General features: G+C 61.7%; 12 protein-coding genes. 6 read left to right on the forward strand and 6 right to left on the reverse strand.

Features of this window, described 5'->3' with window-relative positions; translation table 11 throughout:
• Window positions 1–16: 16 nt before the first annotated feature.
• The 6 genes from DMZ65_RS07835 (at window position 17) to DMZ65_RS07860 (ending at window position 6406) form a co-directional block, all read left to right on the forward strand.
• Complete coding sequence (locus tag DMZ65_RS07835; protein ID WP_116598341.1) at window positions 17–1570, forward strand: ATP-dependent DNA helicase; 1554 nt, start codon at window positions 17–19, stop codon at window positions 1568–1570.
• 70 nt (window positions 1571–1640) lie between these two features.
• Window positions 1641–3272 (forward strand): long-chain-fatty-acid--CoA ligase, encoded by a 1632-nt coding sequence (locus tag DMZ65_RS07840; RefSeq protein ID WP_116598342.1) that lies wholly within the window; start codon window positions 1641–1643, stop codon window positions 3270–3272.
• Window positions 3262–3729: a MaoC family dehydratase gene (locus DMZ65_RS07845; RefSeq protein WP_116598343.1), complete on the forward strand. Its 468-nt coding sequence runs from the start codon at window positions 3262–3264 to the stop codon at window positions 3727–3729. The genes DMZ65_RS07840 and DMZ65_RS07845 overlap by 11 nt, the downstream gene beginning before the upstream one ends.
• A 24-nt stretch (window positions 3730–3753) precedes the next feature.
• A complete protein-coding gene (locus DMZ65_RS07850; RefSeq protein WP_116598344.1) occupies window positions 3754–4983 on the forward strand; it encodes an acyl-CoA dehydrogenase family protein in 1230 nt (409 codons plus the stop codon).
• A 2-nt stretch (window positions 4984–4985) separates the two neighbouring features.
• Window positions 4986–6002, forward strand: coding sequence for a phosphotransferase family protein (locus DMZ65_RS07855; protein WP_116598345.1), 1017 nt, complete (start codon window positions 4986–4988; stop codon window positions 6000–6002).
• Window positions 5999–6406 (forward strand): PaaI family thioesterase, encoded by a 408-nt coding sequence (locus DMZ65_RS07860; protein WP_116598346.1) that lies wholly within the window; start codon window positions 5999–6001, stop codon window positions 6404–6406. Before DMZ65_RS07855 ends, DMZ65_RS07860 begins: the two co-directional genes overlap by 4 nt.
• Before the next feature lie 53 nt (window positions 6407–6459).
• On the opposite strand, the gene DMZ65_RS07865 is transcribed toward DMZ65_RS07860, so the two are convergent.
• The 6 genes from DMZ65_RS07865 to DMZ65_RS07890 all read right to left on the reverse strand — a co-directional run bounded on the left by DMZ65_RS07865 (window position 6460) and on the right by DMZ65_RS07890 (window position 12461).
• Window positions 6460–6891, reverse strand: coding sequence for an acyl-CoA thioesterase (locus DMZ65_RS07865; protein ID WP_116598347.1), 432 nt, complete (start codon window positions 6889–6891; stop codon window positions 6460–6462).
• Window positions 6891–7652, reverse strand: coding sequence for a TIGR02186 family protein (locus tag DMZ65_RS07870; protein ID WP_116598348.1), 762 nt, complete (start codon window positions 7650–7652; stop codon window positions 6891–6893). Before DMZ65_RS07870 ends, DMZ65_RS07865 begins: the two co-directional genes overlap by 1 nt.
• On the reverse strand, window positions 7649–8563 hold the full coding sequence (locus DMZ65_RS07875) for a sulfite exporter TauE/SafE family protein (protein ID WP_116598349.1): 915 nt from the start codon (window positions 8561–8563) through the stop codon (window positions 7649–7651). The genes DMZ65_RS07870 and DMZ65_RS07875 overlap by 4 nt, the downstream gene beginning before the upstream one ends.
• 99 nt (window positions 8564–8662) lie before the next feature.
• A complete protein-coding gene (locus DMZ65_RS07880; protein WP_116598350.1) occupies window positions 8663–9628 on the reverse strand; it encodes an ABC transporter permease in 966 nt (321 codons plus the stop codon).
• The gene (locus DMZ65_RS07885) at window positions 9628–10722 is read right to left on the reverse strand and encodes an ABC transporter permease (protein ID WP_116598351.1); all 1095 of its coding nucleotides are present in this window, start codon (window positions 10720–10722) and stop codon (window positions 9628–9630) included. The genes DMZ65_RS07880 and DMZ65_RS07885 overlap by 1 nt, the downstream gene beginning before the upstream one ends.
• Window positions 10723–10760: 38 nt before the next feature.
• Window positions 10761–12461, reverse strand: a complete 1701-nt coding sequence (locus DMZ65_RS07890) for an ABC transporter ATP-binding protein (protein ID WP_232824925.1) — start codon at window positions 12459–12461, stop codon at window positions 10761–10763.
• Window positions 12462–12464: the final 3 nt, after the last annotated feature.

Here is a 12464-nt window from a genome sequence, read left to right on the forward strand (position 1 = left end):
CTGTAGGGTCCGCCGCATGACCGTTCCAGCCCTGCAATTTTCCGATGATCAGGCAGAAGCCTATGACCGAGTGGCGGATATCCTCCGCGCCTCGGGGATCGACCTGACCGATGGCCTTGTGCTGCCCGCCCGCGATGCCGGCGACCGATTGATGGCGCTTATGGGCAAGGCCGGATCGGGCAAAACGCTTTTGCTGGCAGAGCTCTATAAGGCGTTGGAGGCTGCGGGGGTCGAGATTGTCTCGGGCGATTACGAAAGCCGCCGTCGCAAGGAACGCCGGACGCTGGCCATTCTGGCACCCACCAACAAGGCGGCGAGCGTGTTGCGGATGCGCGGTGTGCCCGCGACCACGATTCACCGCATCCTGTATACGCCGGTTTATGATCCGGAATACGAACGCATCGCCGAATGGCTGATGGGCAATGGGGAACGCCCCGACATCGAAGCGTTGACCGACGCGGCGCTGGACCGGGCCGCGACATCCTTTGCCGGTCACAAATCGGTGCCTGCCGCGCTTGCTGCGGCGGGGCTGCGCGGGTCGGACTTCATCACCGGATGGAAACGGCGCGAAGAGCCGCTGGATGTCGGGTTTGTCGACGAATCTTCGATGCTGGACGACCGCCAGTTCGACGATCTAAAAGAGATTTTCCCCACCCTCGTGTTGTTCGGTGATCCGGCACAGCTTGCCCCGGTGAACCAGTCCGGAACGATGGTCTTTGACAAGCTGAAAACCACCCAGAAGATGGAGCTTCACCGCATTCACCGGCAGGACGTCGGCAACCCGATCCTGGATCTGGCCCATGCGCTGTCCGACCCGGCGCTGGAGTTCCACGATTTCGAACGCATGATCCAGGAAAAGGCCGCGCAGGATGACCGCGTGGTCTGGGGCCAGCGGGTAGAGGTTGATCTGATGGCGCGCAGTCCGGTTCTGGTTTGGCGCAATGCCACCCGTATTCGCCTGATAAGCGCCTTTCGTGCCGTTCACGGCGCCCCGGAGACCGAGCTTCTGGAAGGCGAGCCGCTAATCTGTGACGGGATCGAACTTCCGCTCAAACATCGCAAGAAACGGCTGGATCTGGAAGCGCGCGGCCTGATCAAAGGCGCGCAAGTGGTCTATCTTGGCCCCGGTCGCAAGCCGGGGTTTTCCCGTTTGCATGTAATGGGTGCCGAAGACCCGCAGGTCAGTGCGGCCTCCATCGTGAAGATCGAAAAACCGGACGAGGAAGAACCGTTCATTCCCTTTGCCGCCCGCATGGGGGCCACCTTTCTGCATGGCGCTGCCGTTACGATCCACAAGGCGCAGGGGTCGCAATGGGAAACCGTGCAGGTCTTTGCCCCTGATCTGTTCGTCGCCGCCCGCATGGGCCGGGTCGAGGCGGGCCAGCCGCTTTGGAAACGTCTGGCCTATGTCGCCATCACTCGCGCGCAAGAGCGGCTGATCTGGGTTGTCCGCAACCGGCTGTCGCGTCCGACCGGGCCTTTGAGTGTCGCGGATCTGAAGGCCCCGGTCGTGCCGCTGGAATTGCAAATCGAGACGGACCCCGGAGCGGAGGTCGACGGCGCAAGTTAAAGGTTGGCAATCACCCTGCCAGTCCGCATGTTGTTCTCCACATGGCACGACAGGCAAGGGAGGGTCGGAAATGCTAGGCCAAATGATGACGCGTCCGCTATCGATCATCGAGATTTTGCGCTACGCTGCGGAGTGTCACCCGGGGGGAGAGGTCGTCTCGGTCCGCACCGAAGGGGACGTCCACCGCGAAACTTACGCCGAGGCTTTTGAGCGCGCCGCGCAACTGGCGCATGGGCTGGCAAAGCTGGGGGTGCAGGAAGGCGACCGTATCGCCACGCTGGCCTGGAACGGATATCGCCATTTCGAGCTATACTACGCTGTTTCGGGGATGGGCGGCGTTTGCCACACCATCAACCCGCGACTGTCGGGCGAGCAGATGGGCTATATCATCAACCATGCCGAAGACAGCGTGCTTTGCGTGGATCTGACCTTTCTACCGATCATCGAGGCATTGCGCCCGCATCTGCCAGACGGGCTGAAGCTGGTGGTGCTGACTGACCGGGCGCATATGCCGGAAAGTGACCTTGATTTGCTGTGTTATGAGGAATTGCTGGACGGCCAGCCCAGCTCATACGACTGGCCGGATCTGTCTGAGGACACCGCCGCCTCGCTTTGCTATACGTCGGGAACCACGGGAAACCCGAAAGGTGCGCTGTTTTCACACCGCTCCACGGTTCTACATGCGATGACCGTGTCCATCGCCCTGCAAGACGGGTTGAAAGAAGGCGCGCGCATATTGCCCGTCGTGCCGATGTTCCATGTCAACGCCTGGGGGCTGCCCTATTCCGCGCCATTGGTTGGCGCGTCGCTGATCATGCCGGGCGCGCAACTGGATGGCGCATCGCTTTACGATCTGATGGAGGATGAAGGCGTGACCGCGGCCTGGGGTGTGCCGACAATCTGGCAAGGCCTGCTGGCGGAGATCAAGAAACGCGGCAGCAATCCTTCGGCGTTTCGTCAGGTCGTGGTGGGTGGCTCTGCGGCGCCAGCCAGCATGATCGAAGCATTCGAGAAAAGCGGTGCCGAAGTGTGCCACGCCTGGGGAATGACGGAAATGAGCCCGGTTGGAACCCAAGGCCTGCTATCCGCGCCGATGAAGGATCTGCCCTGGGATGAACAGATGCGCCTGAAGACCAAGCAGGGACGGCGCCTCTTTGGTGTGGATCTCAAGATCGTTGATGATGACGGCAATACGCTGCCGCATGACGGCACCGCTTCGGGAGAGTTGTATGTGCGCGGCAACACGGTCGTGTCGGGCTATTTCCGCAATGACGCGGCAAGTGCTGCGGCGATTGACGCGGAAGGCTGGTTCGGGACGGGCGATGTTGCCGCGATTGACGAGCTTGGCTTTGTATCGGTGCAGGACCGCGCCAAGGATCTGATAAAATCGGGTGGCGAATGGATCAGCTCGATTGATCTGGAAAACATCGTCATGGGCAGCCCGAAGGTGGCAAGCTGTGCGGTGATCGCCGTGCCGCATCCGAAATGGGGAGAGCGTCCTTTGCTTGTGGTCGTGCCCGAGAAAGGCGAGACGCCGGAACTGGCAGAGCTGCACGAGCTTTTGATGAAACACGTCGCGAAATGGCAGTTGCCCGATGACATGGTCATTGTCGACGACCTGCCGCTGACGGCGACGGGCAAAGTGTCCAAGCTGGCATTGAGGGACCGCTTTGGCGACCATAAGCTGCCCGATGCAGACTAGGATCCCATTGGCGCAATTGCGCGCGATGGCGGGGACAGAGGTGGGCCGTTCCGACTGGCAGCTGCTGGATCAGGCCCGCATCACCGCCTTTGCCGAGGCGACCGGCGATCATGCCGACATCCACGTTCGGCCCGACAGCCCCGCTGCGCAGGAGCTGGGCAGCACCATCGCGCATGGGTTTCTGACGCTGTCGCTTTTGCCGTCAATGATCTACGCATTCCTGCCAGGGGTTGAGGGCTATACCGGATTGAACTCCGGTCTGGACCGTGTGCGTTTCGTCAGCCCGGTGCCCGTCGGATCGCGTGTGCGGGGACGGTTCACGCTGGATCGGCTGAAAGATGCGCCGACCGGGGGGCTGGCGCTGCGGTGGACCGCCACGGTTGAGATCGAAGGCCAGACCCGGCCCGCACTGGTGGCCATCTGGCTCAACCGGTTTATTCAAAACAAGAGCGCCTGAACACGGTGCCAAAGGAGGCAATACATGGATCTGGGAATTTCAGACAAGGTTCGTCCGCTGATCGCGCAGGTCCGCGCGATGGTCGAGACGGAGATCGCGCCGCTTGATGCAGAGTTTCACGCAGAGGTCGGCAAGCATCCTTCGGGCGACCGGTTCAAACATACCGACCGTCAGTTGGAAATCCTGAACGGGTTGAAGGCACTGGCGCGGGAGCGCGGCTTGTGGAACTTCTGGTTGACCGGCAGTGATCGCGGCTATGGTCTCAGCACCGTTGAGTATGCCTATCTGGCCGAGGAAATGGGCAAGGTCTCCATCGCCGCCGAAGTTTTCAACTGCAATGCGCCTGACACGGGCAACATGGAAGTGCTGGAACGCTACGGCACGCAGGCCCACAAGGACCGTTGGCTGGGACGGCTGCTGGAGGGCGAAATCCGGTCGGCCTATGTGATGACCGAACCCGGCACTGCCTCGTCCGATGCCGCGCAACTGTCCTTCGAGGCGCGGCGCGACGGCGACGACTGGGTGCTGAACGGCGAAAAATGGTGGATCAGCGGCGCAGGCGATCCGCGCTGTGGCTTGTATATCGTCATGGCCTGTTCTGACCCCGACGCCGCCAAGCATCAGCGCCACACGATGTTCGTGCTGGACCCCGACACGCCGGGAATAGAAGTTTTGCGCCCGATGCAGGTTTTCGGGCAGGACGATGCGCCGCATGGCCATATGCATCTGCGGTTCACCGACGTCCGGATCGGCGCGGATGCCGTTGTGCTGGGCGAAGGGCGCGGGTTCGAGGTGGCACAGGGACGTTTGGGGCCGGGCCGTATCCACCATTGCATGCGCGCCATCGGACAGGCCGAAAAGGCGCTGGAAATGATGTGCACGCGCGGGTTGCAGCGTGAAGCCTTTGGCAAGCCCTTGGTCGAACTGGGTGCCAACTACGACATCATCGCCGACGCCCGGATGGAGATCGAGATGGCGCGGCTGCTCTGCCTGAAGGCCGCGTGGATGATGGACACTGCGGGCGTGCGGGCCGCGCAGCCGTGGATTTCCAAGATCAAGGTCGTGGCTCCGCTGATGGCGGGGCGGGTGATCGACGAGGCGATCCAGATGCATGGCGCGGCCGGGATCAGTCAGGATTTCGATCTGGCCCATATGTGGACACATGTGCGGACCCTGCGCTTTGCCGACGGGCCGGATGCGGTTCACCGTCGACAGGTGGCGCGGGCGGAACTGCGCAAATATGCGGATCAGTAGCGATGGATAAGGCCGAACGTGACGCCGTGGCACAGTGGATGGCGACGCATATCGACGGCTTTCGCGGGCCTTTGACGGCGCGGAAATTCGATGTCGGACAATCCAACCCGACCTACCTGCTGCACGCGGAATCCGGTGCCTATGTGCTGCGCCGCAAACCGCCCGGTGTGCTGCTCAAATCCGCCCATGCCGTTGACCGGGAATTTCGTGTCCAGCACGCCTTGTCGGACAGCGAGGTGCCCGTGCCGCGCATGTTGGCGCTTTGTGAAGACGACAGCGTGCTGGGCGCGATGTTCTATGTGATGGAGCATGTCGAAGGCCGCAGCTTTCTTGATCCGACCCTGCCCGATATGTCGCCCACGCAACGTCGCGCGGTGATTGACGAGATGAACCGCGTTCTGGCCGCGATCCATTCGGTCGACATCACGGCGGTTGGATTGGCAGATTACGGCCCCGAAGGCAGCTATTATGCGCGCCAACTTCGCCGTTGGACCAAGCAGTATCGCGCCTCGGAAACCGGGTCACTGCCGGATATGGACCGGCTCATATCCTGGCTGGAAACGCATCTGCCGCCTGATGATGGCCAGCGCACGCTGGTGCATGGCGACTACCGGATCGACAATCTGCTGTTTGCGCAGGACGGCGCGGATATTCGTGCCGTGCTGGATTGGGAGTTGTCGACCATCGGACATCCCTTCGCCGATCTGGCCGGGGTTCTCATGCAGTGGCAACTGCCGCCGGGGCCAGAGGGGCGCGGGCTGGCAGGGGTGGATCGCGCCGCGCTCGGCCTGCCGACGGACGCGGAATTTGTCGCCGCCTATTGTCAGCGCCGGGGGATCGACCGGATCGACAACCTTGGCTTTTACGTCGCTTTCGCATTTTTCCGCATGGCGGCGATCCTGCAAGGCGTGAAAAAGCGCGCGCTTGACGGCAATGCGTCAAACCCTGACAAAGCGTTGAAACTGGGCGGGTTCGTCCCGCGCTTTGCCGAACTGGGGCTGGAGGCCGCCGAGACATGACAGCCGAAGATCCGCTTTTGGGCGAGACCACCTATGCGTTTTCGCGCCATCTGGGGCTGGAACTTGTGGGCTGGTCCAAGGATTACGCACGGATGAGCCTGCCGGTCGAGGCGTTTTTGCGCAACCGTCATGGCGCGATACATGGCGGCGTGCATGCCAGTATGCTGGACACGGTCATGGGCTATGCCGGGTGCTGGACCGGAGACCCGGATCAGCCGCAGATGTGCCTGACGCTCTCGCTCAATGTGCAATATCTGTCGCGACCGCTTGGCACCGTGCTGTTTGCCGAAGGCCGCAGAACCGGCGGCGGCAAAAGCACATTCTTCGCCGAAGCCGACATCAAGGACGACACTGGTGAGCTGATCGCCACAGGCACAGGCGTTTTCCGCTATCGCAGGCGCTAGGGGTTTCCACCCAAGTCTCGATCGTTTCGGCGTTAAACCGGGTGGGCTAGACGCTATGGCAGCAAGGTTTCCAGCGCCTTGCGCGCGGCCTCGGGCAGGGGGCTTGGACGGTTGTCAGCATCGGTATGAACCTGGGTAAAGAAGCCTTCGGCGCAGGCTATTGTGTCGTCGTTACGAAACAACCCGACCTCATACCGGAAAGAACTGCGGCCGATATGCGCCAGTCGCAGCCCGCAATGAATCAGGTCCGGAAACGCAGCCTCGGAATGATAGCGGCAGCCGTTTTCGACCACGACGAAGCGATAGGCATCCGGTCCCACAATCGGCAGGCCGTTGGCATTTTGCCACTGGCTGAGGGCCGTGTCGAACAGCGCATAGTAAATGGCGTTGTTCAGATGGCCGTAGGCATCATTGTCATGCCAGCGCGTCGGCAGTTCGACGAAAGCGCGATACTCCGTGCGTTTGCCGGGGGCGGTCCGTGCCATCAGCCATTCCTCAACATGCGAAACGCGGTTGAGGCACCCCAACCGGCAAGGATTGCGATGGTCAGAGATAACAGCCCGTAAGCCATCGGATTGCTGCGTGACAGGCTGAACAGCCAGCGTTCGAGGCCGACTTTCTGCACGTCGATCACCGTCTCGAACTGGTTGATCACGCGGCCTTCGCGGGTCAGAAAAATACGGGTCTGATACGCGCCTTCGGTCAGGTTGGCGGGCATTTCGATCGAGGTGCGAAACAGCGTCTGCTGATCGACGGCGACCGTATTTTCCAACAGTTGATACAGACCATTTTTTTTACGAATGCGAATGATCGCGTCGGAAAAGGACTGGGAATTCATCACTGACATCGGCGCGCCCACCGAACGGATCGCCCGCAGGATGGAGATCCGGTAACGCAGATCTTCTACCTGGGTAATGGTCTCGTTCCAGGGCGCGCTGGTGGCCACGGCGTAAAAACTGGGCGCGGCGTCCACGACAACGGACTCCGTGTTCACCCAGATGCCGAACCGCCGTTCCTTGCGGCGCACGGTTTCTTCCCTGGAAGGGCCGGCCAAGGACACGATGACCTGAAGCGGCGGACCTTCGGGAATTTCCGTTTCGCGTTTGATCGCGCCGAAGATCAGGATCTCGGATCCGTTGAAATCGGCGGTGATCGACACACGGTCATGGCTGAGCCCCAGCACGACCTCTTCTTCGGCCAGTGCGGGCAGGGCCATCAGCACAAAAAGGAACAGCCAGCGCATCATGCCCCCCCGACCCCGGCGATGGAGAACAGCTCATTGGGTTGCAGCACCAGTTCTAGACCGAGTTTGGCGCAGACCAGCATCACCAGAAGGGCCAGCAAGATGCGCAACTGTTCGGCCTTCATCCGCAATCCGATAACCGTGCCGATCTGTGCCCCCACGACCCCGCCCAGAAGCAGCAGAACCGCCAGCGGCATGTCGACCGTCTGGTTGGTGACCGCGTGCAGCATTGTCGTGAAGGCCGTGACAAAGATGATCTGGAACAGTGACGTGCCGATCACCACTTTGGTGGGCATTCCCAGCAGGTAGATCATCGCGGGGACCATGATAAAGCCACCGCCGACCCCCATCACCGCCGCCAGCACACCGACGGCGAGCCCCACAAGGAGCGGCGGAATCACCGAGATATACAGGCCCGATGTGCGAAACCGCATTTTCAGCGGCAGGCCGTGGATCCAGTTGTGCTTGTGTCGTTTGGCCTTGCGGCCCTTGCGGGTGTTGCGGATGGCATTCAGGCTTTCGATGAACATCAGCGTGCCGATGATGCCAAGAAAAACGACGTAGCACAGCCGCACCAGCAGATCGACCTGACCAAGGCTGCGCAGGTAATTGAACAGCATCACGCCAAGTGCCGCGCCGACAAGCCCGCCGATCAGCAGCACCACGCCCATTTGCAGATCGACGGTCTTGCGTCGGAGATGTGCCAACAGCCCGGAAAAGGACGAGGCGACGATCTGGTTCGCCCCCGTCGCAACGGCCACTGCCGGCGATATTCCCATGAAGAACAGCAGCGGGGTTATCAGGAAACCGCCGCCAACCCCGAACATGCCCGAAAGCACGCCGACAAGCGTGCCCGCCCCGAGAAGCAGGAACAAATTGACCGACACCTCGGCGATGGGAAGGAAAATCTGCATGGGATGAGTTTGCGGCAGGGCAACAGGCGATGCAATATGCGAGCGCGCCTTAACAGCGTATCAAGCCGCCCCGCGGGATATTTTGCGGGGCGGTTCTGTTCAGCGTTCTTTCACATAGGGCTCGCCGCCCGCGCGTGGCGGGATCGCCTTGCCGACAAACCCTGCAAGGATCACCACTGTCAGGATATAGGGCAGCGCGTCCATGAACTGAACGGGGATCACCAGCCCGCCGACCTCGATGCTCTGGTATCGCAGCGCAACGGCTTGCAGAAGCCCGAACAGCAGGCAGGAATACAGCGCGTACCACGGCCGCCATTTCGCAAAGATCAGCGCGGCCAAGGCGATAAAGCCACGCCCGGCCGTCATGTCCTTGACAAAGCCCGCCTGCAAACCCGTCGCCAGATAGGCACCCGCGATGCCGCACAGGACACCGCAGATCGCGACGGCGGCAAAGCGCAGCCCCACAACCGACACGCCCGCCGTGTCCACCGCTGCCGGGTTCTCGCCCACCGCGCGCAACCGTAGCCCGAAACGGGTCCGAAACAGGATCCACCACGTCAGCGGGACTGTCAGAAATCCGACATAGACAAGGATCGAATGGCCCGAGATCAATTCGTAGTAGATAGGGCCGATCACCGGCACGCCGCGCAGCGCCTCGGCGAAGGGCAGGGTGATGCCCTCGAACCGGCCCCCGCCGAACAGCGACGGCGTGCGCCCGCCCTGGCTGAACCAATCCTCGGCAATCAGGACCGTCATGCCTGCCGCCAGAAAATTGATCGCCACGCCCGAAATCAGCTGATTGCCCCGAAAGGTGATAGAGGCCAGCCCGTGAATGCCCGACAACACCAGCGACGCGCCAATGCCCGCCGATAGACCCAGCCAGACCGACCCGGTCAGCGACGCCACGGCGGCAGAGAAAAAGGCCGCGGCCAGCATCTTGCCCTCAAGCCCGATGTCGAAAATGCCCGCGCGTTCGGAAAACAGCCCTGCAAGACATGCCAGCAACAGCGGCGTCGCCAGTCGGACGGTCGAGTCGAGCACCTGAAGAACGGTCATCAGATCCATCAGCTTTTCCTCCGGCGGAAGGACAGGAATATCCGCTCAAGTGGCATGCGCACCATGTTGTCCAGCGCGCCGGTGAACAGGATCACAAGCGCCTGAATGACGACGATCAATTCGCGCGGGATGGTGGTCCAAAGTGCCAGTTCCGCCCCGCCCTGATAAAGAAACCCGAACAGGATGGCGGCCAGAAAGACACCAAGCGGGTGGTTGCGCCCCATCAGAGCCACGGCGATCCCGATGAAACCCGCACCCTCGATGGAGTTCAGGATCAGGCGTTCAGCCTCACCTTGTGTGGTATTGACGGACATCAGCCCCGCCAGCCCGCCAGAGATCAGCATCGCGATGACAACGGTGCGCACCGGGCTGATGCCGGCATAGCGCGCAGCAGGTTCGGAATGACCCAGGGCGCGGATCTCATACCCGAGACGGGTGCGCCAGATCAGCAACCAGACCAGCACACAGGCAATGACGGCCAGAAAGAAGGTCACATTGGCAGGCGCCCCGCGAAACATCGGGTCCGCTGCGGTCGAGAACATGTCCTGAAAGGTCGGAAGATGCGTGGCATCGGGAAACTTGGCCGTTGCCGGGTCCATCGCGCCCACGGGCCGCAGCACGTTGACCAGCACATAGTTCAGCAAGGCAGCGGCGATGAAGTTGAACATGATCGTGGTGATCACGATATGGCTGCCGCGTTTGGCCTGAAGATAGGCCGGGATCAGCGCCCATGCCGCCCCGAACAGGGATGCGCCCACGGCCGATCCCAGCAGCGCCAGCGACCAATGCGGCCAGGGTATGTAGAGACAGACCAGCGCCACACCCAGCCCGCCGATCATCGCCTGGCCTTCGCCACCAATGTTGAACATCCGCGCATGAAAGGCCACGGCGACGGCCAGTCCGGTGAAGATGAAATTCGTGGCGTAATAGAGCGTATAGCCCCATCCGGCAGAGCGCATCAGCGCGCCGTCCACCATCAGCTTGAACGCGGCCACGGGGCTTTCGCCGATGCCGATGATGACCAATGCCGACAGGAAGGCCGCCAGCAACAGCGAAATCAGGGGCACGAGGATCGCATCGGCCCAGCCTGGCATTCTATCCATGCGCGCCACCGTTCAGCCCGGCATCAAATGTCTTGCGTTCAGCCATTCTTTCTGGCCTCCCGAGCCTCTTTTTGGTGTAACTTTTCGTCCACCGCCTCGATCAGAGATTTGCTTGGATCGACTGGTTCTGCGCTTGCGGCATCGGAGATCGTCCAGCCCTGCATCGCCTCTGTATCGGCACCGCCCAGTCCGGCCATAAGACAGCCCAAGCCGACCTGATCGGCGGTTTCTGCGGGGCCGTAGCCCATGATCTCGCCGTCGAACATCACAACGATGCGGTCCGACAGGGACAGGATTTCGTCCAGCTCGACCGAGACCAGAAGCACGGCCTTGCCTTGATCGCGCAGGGCCACGATCTGCTGGTGGATGAACTCGATCGCGCCAATGTCCACCCCGCGCGTCGGTTGCCCGACCAGCAGCAGATCGGGGTCGCGCTCGATCTCGCGGGCGACGACGATCTTCTGCTGGTTCCCACCCGAGAAATTCTTGGCGGTCAGATGCGCGTTGGGGGGGCGGACATCGAATTTCTCGATCTTGCGCTCCGTATCCTCGATCATCGCGCGGTGGTTCATCAGGAGGCCGGATTGGTATTTCGGATCGCGGTGATAGCCGAAAGCCGCGTTTTCCCAGGCAAAGTAGTTCATGATCAGGCCTTCGCGCTGGCGGTCCTCTGGCACATGGGCGATGCCGCGCGCGCGGCGCGACTGGCCATCGGAATGCTTGCCTGTCAGGTCAAGCGACTGACCGTTCAGGCTGATCTGGCCCGTCCCGTCAGCATAGCCGCCCAGCACTTCCAGCAGCTCTGACTGGCCATTGCCCGACACGCCGGCGATGCCGACAATCTCTCCGGCATGCACGTCAAGGTCGACGCCTTTCAGCCGGACAATGCCCTTGTCGTCCTTCACGCGCAGGTCGCGGACCTCCAGCACATTCTTGCCGGGGGTCGCGTGCGTCTTGTCGACCCGCAGCAGCACCTTGCGGCCCACCATCAGCTCTGCCAGTTCGGCGGGATCGGTCTCGGCGGTCTTGACGGTGGCCGTCATCTCGCCGCGCCGCATGACGCTGACCGTGTCGGTGATCTCCATGATCTCGCGCAGTTTATGGGTGATCAGGATGATCGTCTTGCCCTCGCGGCGCAGGTTGTCGAGGATGCGGAACAGGTGATCGGCCTCTGCGGGGGTCAGCACGCCCGTGGGCTCGTCCAGAATAAGAATATCGGCCTGACGGTAGAGGGATTTGAGGATTTCGACCCGCTGTTGATGTCCGACGCTGAGGTTCTGGATCAGCGCGTCCGGATCGACGTTCAACTCATATTCCGCGGCCAGTTGTTTCAGCACGCCGCGCGCCTTGGCAAGGCTGGGACGCAACAAAGGCCCGTCCTCGGCACCGAGAATGACATTTTCAAGAACGCTGAAATTCTCGACCAGTTTGAAATGTTGGAACACCATGCCGATGCCCGCCGAAATCGCGGCTTGGCTATCGGGGATCTCGGTCTTGCGACCGTGGATGAACACCTCGCCGGCATCGGCCTTGTAAAAGCCGTAAAGGATCGACATCAGCGTCGATTTGCCAGCGCCGTTTTCGCCGATGATGCCATGGATTGTGCCCGGCATCACGCGGATCGCAATATCCTTGTTGGCCTGCACCGGACCAAAGGCCTTGGAGATGCCTTTAAGCTCGATCGCCGGCGCGGTGGAAGCGGCCTGATCCGGCCGCCCCCCATTAGTCACGTCCACCACCAG

The sequence above is a fragment of the Primorskyibacter marinus genome, from assembly GCF_003313245.1.
Taxonomy (GTDB): Bacteria; Pseudomonadota; Alphaproteobacteria; order Rhodobacterales; family Rhodobacteraceae; genus Primorskyibacter; species Primorskyibacter marinus.